The sequence below is a fragment of the Candidatus Latescibacter sp. genome (assembly GCA_030692375.1).
Classification (GTDB): Bacteria; Latescibacterota; Latescibacteria; order Latescibacterales; family Latescibacteraceae; genus JAUYCD01.
The window spans coordinates 1-16,544 of record JAUYCD010000212.1 but is presented as its reverse complement, the minus strand read 5'-3'; the positions used below and the strand labels follow the sequence as shown (position 1 = coordinate 16,544).

The window sequence follows — 16,544 nt, the reverse complement described above, 5'->3', positions numbered from 1 at the left end:
CTGCGGTTCCAGTTTGTTGAATACGTTCGCCAGTTGAACGATACTCTTCATCGGGTTCATCTCGTCAATCGGTACTACCTGTCCCTGCACCAGTCTGCAAGCATTGTTGAGGCTGTTCATCCAACGTATCCGTTCGCTTTTGTCTGTCTCGCTGTCTATTGCAGGTTTTTCGTCATTGCCATTGGCTTTCTCGAAAATTCCCTGAATATCATCGTTGGTAAACTCTTCTTCGTTTTCCTCTTCTTCTCTTGGCATGTAAATGTTCCGGTACGGGTATTTTGGATTTTTCTTGTTCTGTTTTTCTACTGTGTACACTCTGACGGTTGCGCCTTCCTGTAACGTTTCTTCCCAGCCCTCGTTCTTGGCCTCGATGAAATGAGTATACCGTACGCCGCTTTCATCGTAAATGTTGAGAATGTTTCTTCCGTTGATTGTTTTTTCTTCGCGTCTTGCGATGGTGATTTGTGTGTTCATAGATTTGTTTTTTGAGTTTGTTAGGTTAATGAATTAGAATGTGACTTTTTCCGTAATCCGTCTGATGAGGAGTTCCCTCATGTCCCGAAGAATGGTGTTAAAGTCCGGGCGATCCCCGAAGAGAAAGATTCGTTTGGAGATTTCCTCGCCGGACTTGTCGTTGGTGAGCGTGATTGTGTAGATTGCCATAGGCGTGAATGTTAAGAATTAGAATTTTGAGGCGATGATGTTTCGGGCTTTCGTGATGGTGAAGCCCTGTTCGCCCCGGTAGGCCTTGATGATGTAGTCGGCCTGTCCCCGGCTAAGTACAGAAAGCCTCCCGGCCAGGATGAGTATCCGGTAGTCCGCCCGTGTGTCCGTATAAGTGTCGTTGTTCCGGGGCGTTGACTCCATGATCTCGTTGAATGCCTCGTGATAGTGCCGCAGTTTATCGACAATCCCTGCGACAAACAGGCGTTGTTTCTCGGTTGCCTGCATAGTGTTGTTAAGGATACAAAAAAACCACTCGAGTTATGAGTGGTGGATTCTGTACCCTCTTGCGACGGTGTTTGTTAATGTGAGACCCCGTACCGTCTTACCGTTGTCTCGCTTCCCTTGAAAGCAACTGATTGCTTAAAGCTGTCAAGGGTGGAGTTGGCCAGTGAAGCGTTAAAGAGTTGTCCCCATTATTTTGCCCCCGCTTTCCTGTGCCAGCAAAATATTGTGGTCAACTATAGCGGAACGGTAAGCCAAACTACCCTTTATAGCTTTGAAGCTGTTGCTACAATGGAAGATGACAACGGAAAGACAAACATGGATTTTCATCTTGTCGGGTTATCCCAGAATGTTATAGAATACGAAACAATGTTTCATAGAAATTTGTCAAAGGATTTGTGCAGGTATAAAAATAAAAAACTTCGAAGTTCAGGGAATTACCACTTGCGGTCAGTCCGCTGAAAAGCCCTGTTAGGCATTATTTCTGATTAAACGCCCAAAAGAAAAATGCTCCAAGACCTAAAAGGATAAGTGTTTCACTCTGTTTCTGCTTTTAGAGCAATACTCGCTTTTTTTGAAATTGCTCTAACACAATCGCACGGGCCTGTTCTATTGCTAATGTACACCTCGGTTAACACCTCCCACGGCATAGCTTCTGCAAGCTTCACCCATCGGTTGTTTCTATCAAGTTCACCAGCAAACGGTAACTTGAATTCCTCAATAGACAGTTGACGGGGATCCTCTCGGTTAATCATGGCACTCCCATCTGCAATGGTTTTTAGTCATGTATGCAAAAATATATGCAGAATAAGAGCCCTTGTCAAGACTTATCTTGTTGTTTTACAATATATTATGGATTTATAAGGAGACCCTAATTGAATAACCAGAAAATATTTTTATATTTTTATAAAAAAATACTTTACAATTTTTATTTTTTTATTATTTTAAGTCTAAAGGATGTGAAAGTTTTCATACCAAAGGAGTGTATAGGATGGAAAAGGAAAACGAAGTAGAAAAGAAAGGCTTTTCTATAAAAATGCCGTTAGCTTATCATCAAAAATTAAAGTTATATGCCATTCATCAAAACAAAACTATGTCACAAGTTGTACTGGATTTAATTAAGGAAAAAGTAACAAATGAATCAAAAACCTTTTCGGAATCTTGATATCCGGTTTCAAAAGAACGGTGATGCTGGCGTTGATGAAAATGTACAGGCGGAAATGGTGCCAGGAGAATTAGAATGACTTTTTCCAATGAATTGAAACTGTGCAAGAATTTGGTCGATTCTGGGCTGATAACCCAGGGACAGTTAGATGTTGCTCTCAATGATCAGAGCAGGACCAAGGAATCTCTGGTGAATATTTTACACAATTTAGGCTTTATTAGTAAGGATCAGGCCTCTTCGTCTATGGCCGAACTGGCAGGAGTGGAGAGAGTCGAGCTTAATCAATTGCAGATTGCATCCGAGGTCCTTCGCTTAGTGCCGTTATCCTTTGCGCAAAAATACAGGCTCATACCCCTGTCTCGAGAGAACCAAAGTCTAACAGTTGCTATGTGTGACCCTCTTAATGTATTGGTAATTGACCAACTGCGAAGGCAGACTGGATTCCATATAAAGCCAGTTTTTGCTCTGGAATCAGAGATAACTCAGGCTCTGGAGCATTACTACGGAAGAAAAGCTGAATCAGAGACAGCAAAAGATGCTTTGGAAAATGGACCGGGAGAAACAGGGGTAGAAATGGCAGCAAAACAGATAACTCAAACTACCCCGGTAATGCAATTAGTGGACCAACTCATTGCCAAGGCAATAGGAGATGAAGCAACCGATATTCACATAGAACCCGGCGCGAAACTGGTTCGAACACGCTTCCGTATTGATGGTATTCTCTATCAAGGAACAACTATTCCTAAAAACCTACAGCATACTGTTACTACACGTCTCAAAATAATGGCTGACCTCAATATCTCTGAGAGTCGTCTCCCCCAGGATGGGAAAATAATTTTCTCACTGGGAAATAAGGACATAGATATCAGAATTTCTACATTTCCTGTCATTTATGGAGAGAACATTGTCCTTAGAATCTTAGATAAGGAGCGACTGATCCTGGGATTGGACCATTTGGGATTTTCACCTTCAAACCTCGCTGTGTTCCAAAAAGCGATTCGCCGACCCAATGGGATTATTTTAGTCACAGGTCCTACAGGTAGTGGAAAAACCACTACTCTTTATTCCACCCTTTCTGCGATAAATTCTTTTGAACAAAACATTATTACCTTAGAAGATCCAGTAGAGTATGAACTTCAGTCTATTCGCCAATCTCAGGTCAACCTGAAGGCAGGGTTTACATTTCCCGTTGGTTTGAGATCTATATTGAGGCAAGACCCAGACGTGATATTGGTGGGGGAGATGAGGGACAAGGAAACCATAGAGGTGGCGATAAGAGCGGCTCTTACTGGTCATCTAGTCTTCAGTACCCTGCATACCAATGATGCTCCTGGAGCAGTGCCTCGTCTCCTGGATATGGGAATAGAGTCTTACCTTCTGGCATCTTCACTAGTGTTAGTAATTGCCCAGAGACTAGTGAGAAACATCTGCACCCACTGCAAGACAATAGGAGAACCGAAAGAAGAACATATTCGTGCAATAGGATGGGAAACGGCACAGGTAAAACAGATGAGTTTTTACTATGGCAGAGGATGTTCCCATTGTCATAATACCGGATATAGAGGACGTATGGCCATATTTGAAATTCTTCCGGTAAGCTTAAAAATAAGAGATTTGATAGTGGAAAAGGCGGACAGCGGGGCTATCCTAAATGCAGCACGAAAAGAAGGTATGACTACTATGTTAGAGGATGGAGTACAAAAGGTGAAGGCTGGAATTACCACGTTAGAAGAGGTAATAAGAGTAGCATATAGTGAGTAAATCGGACTAAGAGGGTGAGAAGTAGTTATGCCTATTTTCTCTTATAAGGCTAAAGATTATTCTGGAAACACGGTGAATGGAATTATAGATACGTATGATGAAGAGCAGTTAGCCTCTACCTTAGCCCAGAGGAATCTCTATCTTATTCATGCTTCACCCGCCAAGGAGATGAAACAGATTAAGATTAGGGGGGGAAAGGTAAGCAGAGAAGAAATAATTAATTTCACTATTCATCTCTCTAGTGTTATTTCTGGGGGAATTCCCCTGATTGAGGGAGTTCAGGATTTTGAAAATGAAACCAGAAATCGCAAATTTAAAGAAATCATACGAAAAGTGCGGGAGAACATCCAGAGCGGATTTAGTCTTTCTGAGGCTTTGTCCCAGCATTCTCAGGCCTTTTCAACGCTTTATGTGAACATGGTAAAAGCAGGAGAGGCTACGGGGAATATGGAAATGGTGTTGAATGAAATGATATCTTTCCTGGAGTGGGAGGAAGACTTTCATGAGAATATTAAACGGGCTACCACCTATCCAATTGTGGTTTTGAGCGCTGTGGGCTTTTTGCTGACCCTCCTTTTCGGATTTGCCTTTCCACGCATAATGGGAATCCTTACTTCAATGAAGGTCTCTTTACCTTTTACTACCAGAGCAATGATAGCTGTGAGCGGCTTCATTGAGCATAATTGGTATTATCTATTTGCCGGGTTGATAGCAGCGGTGCTTGGGATCAAATTTGCTAAAAAGACCCCTGAGGGAAAACTGCTGATTGATAGTATAAAATTGAAAGTGCCGATCTTGGGAAATTTGACTCGTAAAATTGCACTCTCCCGGTTTGCTCATTACCTGAAGCTTCTTCTCCAAGCGGGAATTGGTATCTCTCAGGCTCTCTCTATAGTGGAGAAGGTGGTGGGTAACCGAGTTATATCTCAAGCTATCAATACGGCCAGAGAGAAAGTACTACAGGGGGAAGCTTTATCCAAGTCTTTACAGAAAACTGGCGAGTTCTCATCGTTAGTGATAAGAATGATCTCTGTCGGGGAGACCACAGGGAACCTGGAGGATACCTTAGACAAGGTGTGCCGGTCCTATGATCAGGAAGTACCCAGAACTGTTAAGAAACTCATGTCCGCGTTTGAGCCAATTCTGATAGTATTTTTGGCATTTGTAATTTTGACTGTGGCTCTCTCTATATACCTGCCCATATATTCTGCAATTGGACAAATGGGTAAGTAAATGGAGCACAATTATAGTTAACCCGGATTATGAATAATCCGGGTTAGAAAAGTCAGCCACGGAATTCGCAGCCCGGTCGGCGGACTTTGAGGCTAGAACGGAGGATGATATGCCGATCCGCACATAACGCCGTGATAAAACGCTCACTGCAACGCAAGTAGCTGAAGATTTAAGGGTTAGCACGCCTCTGTAAAATAATCCAGCGGCGTGTTATGTGGACAGGAAAGCAACATTCCGCATCTTATGCGGATCAATCTAATTATTGTTCGGCGGAGGAACTATGAAAGCAATTATTAACTTCTTGAACTTGCTCACTGATACGGATTGGTTTTGGTCGCCTCTTCTCAGATTCAGGCCACCCAAGGATAAAAACATAGGCAGCATCGTTGTACTCAAGATCACCCCCTTCATTGGCACCGTCGCAGGTATTATATTTGCTGCGATACAGCACCATCTCCAGTCACCGACACATTTCATCGTAGACGTCATGTTTGGTTGGGTGGCATTTTTCATCATTTACAGAATCACTTTTGCTCCCGCATGGAACTCGCGGGCGAGAATGCTGAGACAGAATCGCGCCGAACAAGGCGCTTCACCGGACCGCTAACCGCGGCCGGTGAGCTTTAACGTTAGAGGTGGATTATTTATCATTGAAGAGGAAGGAGTTAATATTGTACCCCAAAGGATTTACACTCATCGGGGTGATTGTAGTCATGGTAGTTATGGCCATCGTGGCGGCAGTAGCCATTCCTTCTGTCTTCCTTTCGATCAGTCTGTCTCGGGAGAATATCACCAAAGAGCAACTGAAAGAGATACAGAAGGCGATAATGGGTTCCCCTACGCTGGGAACCTACGGTTATGTGGGGGATATGGGGAGATTTCCCAACAATCTTGAAGAGCTAAATATACAGGGAGTTCAGCCAACCTGGACCACAACCGGGAATTTTCTTTCCATAGGCATGGGTTGGCGAGGCCCTTATTTGAATGAGGAGTTTTTTACTAATGATTACCTCAAAGACGCCTGGAACACGCCATACATCCTCACGGTAACTCACTACCCGGCACAGGACTCGACAAAAGCTCTGGTACAAAGCTATGGGCCGGACAAGCAGATTAACACGGTAGATGATTACTTCTCGGATGTAATGATTTTAAAAGGAACACTTAGGCTGATAGTTACCATAGGTATGACGGATAATATTCCCAGATCTGTGGAAGCAGACCTTTATTATGCGAATAATGGTACGCAGTGCGCCACCCCCATTCAGAGCGAAATCGTTACCTTGCAAGGAGAAAAGGGGTTTTGGAGTTATGTCTCGTTTGCCCCTGTGCACCATGGAGTTCACGGCCTATTGGTGAACGCAGGTGCTATCGAAGAAGTCGTAATAGTTGACATTGCCGGGGGAATTGCGAGTGATGCCAGGGTAGTCGTTCCAATTGGCACACGATGAAGGGAACCGCCAACAAAGTAAACACAGGGATAGACAATTCATCTTTGCCCCTAAGAGGAAGTATAATCGTGCAGTCAAATAAGGGTTTTACCCTAATTGAACTGGTAGTGGTTCTTGCCATAATTGGCATACTAGTGGGGGCATTGACCCCTATAGTTTACCGGCAGATTGAGAGTGCCCGGGAAAGGGCCACCCAGGAGGAGATCGAGAATATCTACAGGGCCATAATGGGGGATCCTGCTTCTGAAACTTACGGATACCTGGGAGACGCAGGTTCACTGCCAAACACCCTCAATGATTTACTCACAAAGCCGGTTAGTGTATCCTCCTATTCCACCAGTACAGACGGAGTACCTAACAAACATGGAGTAGGCAGAGGGTGGAGAGGGCCCTATCTGAATACCAGATACAACGATTTACTGGACAGTTGGGGTACTTCGTACCGATATGGTCAGTCCCCGGATGGGGCCGGGCGGATCAGAAGCGCCGGCCGTGACAAAACCTTCGATAACGGGGACGATATTGTGTTTCCGTTGCATACCGTTATTACGCAGGGGACTCTTCTGGCGGCGGTCTTTGTAAACGGCATACCCAACCCTAAAGCCACTCAGGTGACCGTCTATTCTACCGCCAGCGGCAAACAATATACTGTGGGCACGCAATCCAGTGATACTATAGGTTTTAACGGTTTTGCGTTTACCGTCCCCCAGGGAATCCAGGTGGTTGAGGTGACTCAGACCAGTCAAGTAAAAGGCACCGGCGGCGGCACTATTCCAACCCCGGTTACCAAATTGGCCAATGCAGCCGTGCCTGCAAATAGGCAGGTTAATCTGGAGGCTTACATGACTAATTCGGAGCCGGTTGTCCCTTAGCCTTATGGTTATGAATCTCATGAGAGGTAAAGCTGACTAATGAAATGCGATAAAGGTTTCACATTGCTGGAGGTCGTGTTAAGTGTCGCTATTTTGGCGATCTTAGCGGGGGCGCTGTCTCCTTCCATCTATCGTCGAATAGAGGCCAAACGGGAGAGAGCTACCATGGAAGAGATGAAGAGTTTTTATAAAGCCATAATGGGGGATCCTGAGCTTGGCACCTTTGGGTATGTGGGTGATGTGGGTTCATTACCCAGTACCTTGGAAGATTTAGTTGCCAGGCCGTCTGGGGTTTCATCTTTTGCTGCCTACACAAATGGTGTGAGGTATGGCTGGCGCGGCCCTTATATAACCACCAGGTACAATGATTTTCTAGACGGTTGGGGTACTCCGTACCGATATGGTCAGTCCCCGGATGGGGCCGGGCAGATCAGAAGCGCCGGTAAGGATAAGACCTTCGATACCAATGATGACATACTTTTTCCCCAGAGACCGGTGAACATATACGGGACGCTCTTAGTTTCTTCATCAGTCAATGGTATTCCTAATCCAAGGGGAGTAACGGTTGAGGTGTTTTATCCACGCGACGGCGTGGAGGTCAACCCCACTGACCTGAAGCTTTGGACCAAACAGACTGCAAATGACCCTACTGAATGGAATGGGTTCACCTTTTCTGTTGTCCATGGCATTCGTGTTATAAGGTTAAGCTTTAGTTCTGATCCACCCAAATTGACTAATGTTTGTGTTCTGGCTGATGCTCAAGTTCATCAAAAGATTTTTACCAGTAGCGATGAGACTGTTCGTCCTTAGGTATAGGTAGATAATGTTATTCGGATCGAAAAGTATCGTAGGGATCGAGATCAACTCCTCACAGATCAGGTTTGTATGGTTAGATTCTTCCGCCGAGCCGGCAAAGGTGCTTGATTTTGGCGTGGCTGACCTTTTCTCCGCCCATCCTGAGAATATCGCTCAACAGCTTATGGCAGTGGTCCAGAAAAGAGGGCTCGAAAACCAGAAGGCAAGCTTGGCTGTTTCTGGCCCTGCTATAGTTCACCATACTTTTACCATACCCCCTATGTCTAAAAAAGATATGCGGATAGTGGTTGAAAGAGAGGTAAAGAAAGTTATTGCTTCCCCTTTAGATGAGATGGTCTTTGATTGGAAAGTATCAAGGGATGTAGAAGTGGCTGAAGGCAAGAAAAGAGAGGTGTTGGTGATTATTGCACCTCTTTCCCTGATTTCCAGCCAGATATCATTATTGAAACAGTCCGGATTGAAACCGTTTGTATTGACCACCATTCCACTAATACTGCTCAATTCTCTCAATTTTACGGAAGAGAGAGACAAGGCAACGGCTTTTATCCATCTGGGGAAAGATGAAGGCAATATCCTCTTTGCAAGGAAAGGGATATATTATTTCAGTCGAAACTTTTCTTTGGAAGCGAAGGATGAGGATTCGAAGGGGCTGCAGGAAGTCCAACGATCCATTCTCTACTTTAACCAGAGCTTCCCAGGTGAAAGGCTAGAGATGGTGATACTAAGCGGTGATGCCGAAGATCTGAGTCTGACATGGCCAATACAACTAGACAACTGGAGAGAAAGGTTGGGGGTGGAATTTAAGGTATTCGATCCCGTCCACAATTTGGATCTCGCACCCCTTGGGGGCAGGGCAAAGGAGTTTTGTGAGATCGCTACCCAACTGGCCATCCCTTTGGGTTTGGCCCATGGTCTCTCAAAGGCCCTTCCCATAAATCTATCGGTTCATATCAAGGGAAAAAGATCACAGCTCAACGAAAAGAGGCTGGCAATAATTATAGCTGCTGTATTTCTTCTGTTTACAGTAGGCGGTTATGTGGGACTTTTGCTAAGGACAAATCATTATAGCCAGATACTTCGCGAAAAAAAAGCTGCCCTACAGGAGCTTCAGCCTCTTTTACGGGAAATAGAGGTTTTTCAAAAACAGAGGGATATTTATCAAAGAAGATCAGCGTTTTTGCAACGGTTGTCCGGACGGAATGCCCTCTTGGTAAGAGTGCTCCAAAACTTAAGCCTGCTGGTGCCCGAGGAGGTGGTCTTTCAATCCCTTAAGATAGAAAGGGCAGAAAAAAAATGGCAGGCAACTATTAAGGGAGAGGCAACAGCTTCAGATCAAGTTATTGCCCTATCGGCCTATAACCGGCTACGTTCAGGGCTGAAAGCCTCTTCTTCGTTCACCAATGTTGAATTTCTTCCTCCTAAAATGGGCAGCATCAAACAAACCACAGGTATCTCCTCTCCTGGCTCTGGAGAAGGGAAAACCATGATAGGATTTGAGATCAAATGTGAGATAAGAGAATGAGCGGACTTATAAAAAAGACAATTATTGGTCTTTTTTGTTTACTAATTTGTGGAGTTATATATGCCCTTAAAATTAAAGAAAAGAGGAAATTTATTGTCGAGATAGAACGAGTGAAGGCAGAAGAAGTTAAGTCTTCCCAACTCCGTTTTGAGTTTAAGTCTGTTAACGAGGAGGAGAAAGAGAAGTGGAAGATAGTTGAGGGAAAATTTTATTCCGTGCTTTTTCCAGGAAGAGATGCTCTCCAATTGATTGAGGAGTTGGCCAAGATAGCTAAAGAATGCAATATCTCAGATATTTCCTTTAATACTGATTATACCATTGATGATAGCTTGCAGAAGGCTTATGCATCTACTTTTGAGGATATATCTATCAAAGTAGATTGTTTTGCGGTAAAATTCTCTTTGCAGTGTCAATACCAAGAGTTAGCCCGTTTTATAGATGGGATCGAGAATCTTCGGTATTTGGTGGAGATTGAGTCAATGGAAATCAAGAGAGGGATTCCTTTAATTACAGCGGATCTGGTAGTAAAAGCCTACTATTCAAAAGAAGAAAACCATGCTCAAAAATAAGCTTTTCATAGTCGTTATAGCTGTTTTGTTTATAGTAATGGTTGTTCATAACTTACGTTTTTTCAGTAATTTATCTGATAAAAAAGAGAATATAGTAATATCAAAAAATCAAACATCTATTTTGACTCAAGAAAAAGCCGATGAGCCTCTTAGCCAGGGAAAGGATTTCCCAGAAGATTTAGGAAGTAGGGGGTGGGGGCGAAATCCATTTTTAACTCCTGAGGAAATTGTTTCCATCCGGGAGGGAAAAGTTCAGCCTCGATCGGTTTTGCGGGAAGAATTACCTCATCTGGAAGAATTGCCTCTGCCTCATTATAGGATTAGCACTATTCTGGTCAGTGACTCCCGGAAAATAGCCATTATTGGAAATACTATAGTAACAGTCGGAGACTGGGTGGGGCAAGAGAAAGTCTTGGAAATCAATCCAAACAATGTGGTATTAGGTAAAGACGGAAGAAAAAGGGTACTTAATATCAGAGAAAGCTCTGTTCCTTTAATAATGAAGGGAAAAAAGTGAATGTCCCTGCATAATATAACAGTGTTAGGATCACGATCAGTTTTGAAATGCTACATTCGGCAGGACTTGAGGATGTCAAGCGACAAGATATTCTATTTCTTTTTTTAGTAAAGGAGAGATAAAATTGAAAAAGATGTTATTTTTCTTGCTGACAGTGCTGGCATTCCTCTTTTACTGGGGCTGTGCTGGTCCTAAAATGGTAGCGAGGCCTGATATCCTCAAAAAAACGGATACACCTTCTCCACCCCCAGAGAAGGAGCTGGAGGAAATAGTGGTATCCCGGTTAGAAGAAAGAAAGGAGCCGGAAGAAGTTTTTTCTCTATCGGTGCCGGATGCGGACATTCGGGAGGTGTTGTTGGCTTTCGCCAACAGAACAGGATATAACATTGTCGTGGATCCAGATGTTTCTGGCAAGGTCACTACGGATCTAAAAAATGTAACCTTGGATCAAGCTTTTGATGCCCTTCTTTCCCCGTTAGATTTACAATATAAGAGAAATGACAATTTTATCAGCGTTTCTAAATCTAAGATGGAAACACGGATGTTCTATCTCCAGTACACGACAACTATTCGAACAGGGACAGAAACAATTAGCTCTTCAACAAGAGGAGGAGGAGGAGGAGCGGGAGGAGTCAGTAGTGTTAACTCTTCCAGCACTGCTGATCCCTGGCTAGACCTCGAAGCAGGATTATCAAAAATGATATCTAAAGAAGGCAAAATGGTGATAAATAAGATGGCGGGATGTGTGATGATTACCGATTTTCCTTCTAAATTGAACCTTATTGCACAATTTTTAAAGGAGGTAGAGAGCTCAATATTAAAGCAGGTGATAATCGAAGCCATGATTGTAGACATAGTCCTGTCCAAGGATCATCAAACGGGTATGAACTGGAGTAGTATTACTGAAGGTTTGCAAATAGTTAAGCCAACTGAATCTTTTTCCGCAGTGATGACCCAAGCTTTAGGCTCGGCCACCGGCGTTTTCCAGATAGGCGTCTCTAATAAAAGTTTTTCGGCTTTACTGGATGCTATGTCCAAAGAGGGAAAAGTCAACGTCATTTCCAATCCTCAAGTCTCCGTTATGAATAATCAAATGGCAATTATAAAAGCAACAACAACAGATGTCTTCTGGGAAGTGACAACTACCTACGACCCCGAAACAAAGAAAAGCACCACTCTCCCTGTTTCCAGGACAGTGGATGTTGGGGTTGTTCTTAGTGTAACCCCTCAAATAAGTCCTGATGGTGAAGTTACGATGCATATCCATCCCAGTATTACTGAAAAGATAGGGGAATCGACTTTTCAATCTGAGACTACCAAAGGCACTGTGCCTATTCTCAGTGCTAGGGAGACAGACACGGTAATAAAAGTGAGGGACGGAAAAACTGTAATAATTGCTGGGTTGATGCAAGACAAGAAGAATACGTATACAACCAAGGTTCCCATATTGGGAGATATTCCGGGCTTGGGAGCTCTGTTCCGGCATACAAAAAATGAGAATATTAAAACCGAATTGGCGATTTTCCTTACTCCCACCGTTATAGTGGGAACGAGGTTGGAGGATCTTTCCCGTGAAGAACTCAAAAAATTTAATATTAATACCACCAGTCAGAAAGAGAAATGACCGAAAGTTTAAAAGGGATATGAAATGTATGAAGACTTCTATGGATTACATGAAAAACCTTTTAGTATAACCCCTGATCCCCAATTCCTCTTTTTAAGCCGAAATCATAGGAGTGCTTTAGAGCATCTTACCTACGGGATCGAACAAAAAGAGGGATTCATTCTTATCACGGGAGACGTTGGCAGCGGAAAGACCATGATCTGTCGTTACCTACTGGAAAGGATGAATCAGAAGACAAAAACAGCCTTAATATTAAATCCTCTAATGTCGGAAGAGGAGCTTTTGCAGTCTATAATCTTCGATTTTGGTTTGACTACTTCGTCTACCACAAGAAAAGAACTCATCGATAAATTAAACCAATTTCTACTGGATTGCTCTGCGGGCGGTGAAACTGTAGTGTTGATTATTGACGAGGCTCAAAACCTTTCAATTCCGGTACTAGAACAAGTGCGGATATTATCTAATTTGGAGACGGAGAAAGAGAAACTTTTGCAAATTATTCTGGTAGGGCAGGTGGAATTGCAGGAAAAACTTAATTTGCCCAAACTAAGACAGTTAAATCAAAGGATATCCATAAGGTATCATCTCAGCCATCTCAACCAAGATGAGATTTCCAGATATATTGAACATCGGCTAACAGTAGCAGGTTCCAGCGGTGGAATTACATTTACCAAGGGAGCGCTGAGAACTGTCTTCCAATATTCTGGGGGTGTACCCCGGCTTATCAACTTGATTTGTGATCGTGCCCTTCTTGCAGGATACACCAGTCAGAGTAACCGTATTACTTATCAACTCGTTAAAAGGAGCATAGAAAGCCTAGGGAGGGATAAAGAGATTTCTGAACCTTTTAATTTTTTCACAAAGGGAAAGGTGATCTCATTTGCCGTTGTTTTTTTCATTATGGGATTACTCTTCTCCATGCTATTTCAAGGCGAAATATCCAGATTTTTTACCTCTCGGAGCACCCCGGGTAAGACAGAGGCTCCTTCTCAGAGTACTAATGTAGTACAAGAAACCAGGTCTGATTCTCTGAACACAAAATCTCCCGTTCCGGGGAAAGAACATACAACGGATATTTCATTGCCTTATACTATCCAAATAGGCTCTTTTGCTAAGGAAGATTCGGCTTCGGCTAGGGTAACAGTCCGTATGCTGGAGGGTTTGAACTTAGGATATAAGGTGTATGTTTCTAGGGTAGAGTTACCCAAGAATCAGGAAGTGAGGGTGTGGTATCGAGTATTAATAGGAGAATTTGAAACAGAGGCCGAGGCCATGAGTATAGCCACGAAACTGAAACTGCATAAAGAGATTCCCCATACCTTAGTTGTCTCTAAGTCCTTTGCTTTTGGCAGTGGAGAATTAAAATGAGTTTAATTGCAGATGCCTTAGAGAAGCTTCAAAAAACCAGAATGGAACAGGCTCAAAAGCCAGGTATCAATCGGCTTCGAGGTATGTTGACGCCAATGAAGCAGATGAGCCACCGTAAAAGATTCCTGAAGGCTCGCTTTATTTACATTGGCATTATTGTCGGTTCGTGCATGCTCATTATTTTATTATTCCGGCCTTTCCTTATAACCCCCAGGCTTCATGAGAGTGAACAGAAGAGTTTGGAACGTCAAACTACGGAGCCTGCTACTCAATATTTACCTCCGCTCTCCACGGAGGAAAAATTTTCTGAAAAGTCGCCAAATCAAGAAGACAATACTATAAGCGTCCAATCGCAAACTACGAGATCTACTTCTTTGGATTCTAACCAAAGGCCGGAAACCCGCTCCGATCTTACCTCTTTGAATCTTAACCAAAAACCGGAAACCCGCTCCGATCTTGACCAGCGTATTACCAGTAAATCTAAACTCTCCGAGACAATAAGGTATTATTACAATTTAGGGGTAACGTTTCAAAAACAAGGACAGTTATCTCAAGCCGAGGCACAATATAAGAAAGTTATACCGCTTGATCCCCTGAACGTTGAGGTTCATAACAATCTTGGCCTTATCTACAAAGAGATGGGGAAATTAGATGACGCAATAGAGGAATACCAGAAAGCCATTTCTATTGATCCAGAATATTGGAAAGCTCACCATAACTTGGGCGTGGTTTTTTATATGAAAGGGGACCTGGAAAAGGCTTCTGCTGAGTATGTAATAGCTCTCAAGCTTAATCCAAAAGACATGGGGATATACAATAATCTCGGGCTAAGTTATAAGAATCAAGGTCGTTTCCTGGATGCAGAGAATACTTTTAAAGAAGCACTGTCGATCAACCCGACCTATCCTGAGACCTATTATAATCTTGCTCTTACCTTTGAAAAGGAAAAAAATCTTTCTGCTGCCATTTATAACTATCAGAAATTTATTCAGTTTTCCTCAAAAGAGCACAATTCCCTCGTGGAAAAGGTTAAAAACCATCTTGAAAAATTAGGTGAGGGGCAGGAAAAAAAATAAGGAAAGGAAGAGACAGATGAAACCGAAAAAAAAGGTTCTCAAAACTTTGCGCTTCAGACTGATAATATCCATACCGACCATTATTACCCTGTTCACCATAGCTTCAGGCTCTATGGCGTTAGTTTTAAGCGGCAAAATAACCATTATCGGTAAGGGATTGATCGTCCCCGAATGGGTTGCAGGAATGAGTGTATTTCTTATGGGCCTGATTGCTCTTATCGGTGGGATACTACTGGCCTATGCTATAACCAAGCCTCTGAAAAAGATGGCCTTAGCAGCAGAAGATATGATTCCCGATATGCTTACCCCCATAAAAGCTGCCGATGAGGTACAATGGCTGTCCTTATTATTCGACGGCATGATCATCTCCCTTAACCAATTCATAAAAGATCATCAGATCCTCGACAACCTCCCGGAAGGATTAATAACCTTTGATGTACAGGGAAAAATTGCCGAAGTCAATAGAGTGGCGGAGAAGATTTTGGGCATTTCCTGGGCTGGAATGAAAGACAAATCCTACAGGGAAGTGCTCCCTGATATTCCAGAAAATAAAGCGTTGCTTAAAATGCTCGGCCAGTGTATTAAGAATGGAAATACCTTTCCTGCCCGAGAGATATCTGTTTCTTTTCAACAAGGTGAAGTTCTATATCTCTGGACGAGCATCTACCCCTTAAAACAGAAAAATAACCTGACAGGTGCTGTGCTGAATATCAAAAGCATGAACGAAATAGACTCCATTCGAAAAAGAATACAGCAAACGGAACAACTTGCCCTGGTGGGCTCCCTGGCAGCAGGTATGGCGCATGAGATTAGAAATCCTCTGGGCTCTATTCGAGGTTTAACAGAACTTATCCATCAGACTTTGACTCCAGAAGATAAAAGAAGGGTGTATACTGATAACATACTAAAGGAAATAGACAGGTTAAACCGGCTGGTGAAAGAACTCTTCAGTTTTGCCCATGCCCCCAACCTGAGCCCTGAAACTGGTGATATAAACAAAATTGTAGGGGAAGTCCTCTCCTTTGTCCAATATAAGTTTCCGAACAATCACATAACGATAAATGCACAATACAACCCCGCTCTGCCGCAAATTTGGGGGGATCAAGAGAAATTACGAGAGGCTTTTTTAAATATTCTTCTTAATGCATTCCAGTCAACACCGGAGGGGAGAAGTATATCCGTATTCACCGAGTTTGAGTCGCCCTCGACTATCGTCGTTGGCTTTGCAAACACCGGGACTTACATTCCTATCGCAGAGAGGGAAAAGATATTTCTCCCCTTCTTCACCACCAGGGGGAAGGGAACAGGTCTGGGACTGCCTATCACTCAACAGATTGTCTCATCCCATCACGGGAAGATAGAGGTGGAGAGCGATCTTGAGTCTGGAACCATCTTTCGAATAAAACTGCCGATTGACTATCGGGACACTGAAAATCTCGATCGCAAATCCTGATCCCGGGTTATTGAAGGGGAAAGGATACGTTCTCCTCTGCTTACACGCTGTTCACAGAAAGGATTGCCTGATGCTTTCTTTCTTTCTATTCATCATTGGTACGGTTCTGGGGAGTTTTTCCAATGTCTGCATTCACCGTCTCCCCAGGGGAGAATCTATCATCCATCCC

18 protein-coding genes are annotated in these 16,544 nt (G+C 43.3%); 15 read left to right on the top strand and 3 right to left on the bottom strand.

Features of this window, described 5'->3' with window-relative positions:
* The 3 genes from Q8O92_12895 to Q8O92_12885 form a co-directional block, all read right to left on the bottom strand.
* A partial coding sequence (locus Q8O92_12895; protein MDP2984212.1) for a hypothetical protein occupies window positions 1-474 on the bottom strand: 474 nt, incomplete at its 3' end.
* Between the two features lie 33 nt (window positions 475-507).
* A complete protein-coding gene (locus tag Q8O92_12890; GenBank protein MDP2984211.1) occupies window positions 508-663 on the bottom strand; it encodes a hypothetical protein in 156 nt (51 codons plus the stop codon).
* Between the two features lie 18 nt (window positions 664-681).
* Entirely contained in the window at window positions 682-951 is a 270-nt protein-coding gene (locus Q8O92_12885; protein MDP2984210.1) for a hypothetical protein, read from the bottom strand.
* A gap of 988 nt (window positions 952-1,939) precedes the next feature.
* Between Q8O92_12885 and Q8O92_12880 the strand changes: the two genes are divergently transcribed.
* From Q8O92_12880 to Q8O92_12810, 15 genes are all read left to right on the top strand, one after another.
* Window positions 1,940-2,113: a hypothetical protein gene (locus Q8O92_12880; protein MDP2984209.1), complete on the top strand. Its 174-nt coding sequence runs from the start codon at window positions 1,940-1,942 to the stop codon at window positions 2,111-2,113.
* A gap of 75 nt (window positions 2,114-2,188) precedes the next feature.
* Window positions 2,189-3,874: a GspE/PulE family protein gene (locus Q8O92_12875; protein MDP2984208.1), complete on the top strand. Its 1,686-nt coding sequence runs from the start codon at window positions 2,189-2,191 to the stop codon at window positions 3,872-3,874.
* A gap of 27 nt (window positions 3,875-3,901) precedes the next feature.
* On the top strand, window positions 3,902-5,107 hold the full coding sequence (locus Q8O92_12870; GenBank protein ID MDP2984207.1) for a type II secretion system F family protein: 1,206 nt from the start codon (window positions 3,902-3,904) through the stop codon (window positions 5,105-5,107).
* 280 nt (window positions 5,108-5,387) lie between these two features.
* The gene (locus Q8O92_12865) at window positions 5,388-5,714 is read left to right on the top strand and encodes a hypothetical protein (protein MDP2984206.1); all 327 of its coding nucleotides are present in this window, start codon (window positions 5,388-5,390) and stop codon (window positions 5,712-5,714) included.
* Window positions 5,715-5,757: 43 nt separating this feature from the next.
* Window positions 5,758-6,558, top strand: coding sequence for a prepilin-type N-terminal cleavage/methylation domain-containing protein (locus Q8O92_12860; protein MDP2984205.1), 801 nt, complete (start codon window positions 5,758-5,760; stop codon window positions 6,556-6,558).
* A gap of 68 nt (window positions 6,559-6,626) precedes the next feature.
* Complete coding sequence (locus Q8O92_12855) at window positions 6,627-7,430, top strand: prepilin-type N-terminal cleavage/methylation domain-containing protein (GenBank protein MDP2984204.1); 804 nt, start codon at window positions 6,627-6,629, stop codon at window positions 7,428-7,430.
* Between the two features lie 165 nt (window positions 7,431-7,595).
* A complete protein-coding gene (locus Q8O92_12850; GenBank protein MDP2984203.1) occupies window positions 7,596-8,240 on the top strand; it encodes a type II secretion system protein GspG in 645 nt (214 codons plus the stop codon).
* 13 nt (window positions 8,241-8,253) lie between these two features.
* A complete protein-coding gene (pilM, locus tag Q8O92_12845) occupies window positions 8,254-9,768 on the top strand; it encodes a pilus assembly protein PilM (protein ID MDP2984202.1) in 1,515 nt (504 codons plus the stop codon).
* Window positions 9,765-10,337 (top strand): hypothetical protein, encoded by a 573-nt coding sequence (locus Q8O92_12840; GenBank protein ID MDP2984201.1) that lies wholly within the window; start codon window positions 9,765-9,767, stop codon window positions 10,335-10,337. The genes pilM and Q8O92_12840 overlap by 4 nt, the downstream gene beginning before the upstream one ends.
* Window positions 10,324-10,854, top strand: coding sequence for a hypothetical protein (locus Q8O92_12835; protein MDP2984200.1), 531 nt, complete (start codon window positions 10,324-10,326; stop codon window positions 10,852-10,854). Before Q8O92_12840 ends, Q8O92_12835 begins: the two co-directional genes overlap by 14 nt.
* Window positions 10,855-10,987: 133 nt before the next feature.
* Window positions 10,988-12,478: a secretin and TonB N-terminal domain-containing protein gene (locus Q8O92_12830; GenBank protein MDP2984199.1), complete on the top strand. Its 1,491-nt coding sequence runs from the start codon at window positions 10,988-10,990 to the stop codon at window positions 12,476-12,478.
* Window positions 12,479-12,502: 24 nt separating this feature from the next.
* Window positions 12,503-13,846: an AAA family ATPase gene (locus tag Q8O92_12825; protein MDP2984198.1), complete on the top strand. Its 1,344-nt coding sequence runs from the start codon at window positions 12,503-12,505 to the stop codon at window positions 13,844-13,846.
* Window positions 13,843-14,922, top strand: a complete 1,080-nt coding sequence (locus Q8O92_12820; GenBank protein MDP2984197.1) for a tetratricopeptide repeat protein — start codon at window positions 13,843-13,845, stop codon at window positions 14,920-14,922. Before Q8O92_12825 ends, Q8O92_12820 begins: the two co-directional genes overlap by 4 nt.
* Before the next feature lie 16 nt (window positions 14,923-14,938).
* Window positions 14,939-16,375: an ATP-binding protein gene (locus tag Q8O92_12815; GenBank protein ID MDP2984196.1), complete on the top strand. Its 1,437-nt coding sequence runs from the start codon at window positions 14,939-14,941 to the stop codon at window positions 16,373-16,375.
* Between the two features lie 70 nt (window positions 16,376-16,445).
* The coding region (locus Q8O92_12810; GenBank protein MDP2984195.1) for a prepilin peptidase at window positions 16,446-16,544 on the top strand (99 nt) is incomplete at its 3' end.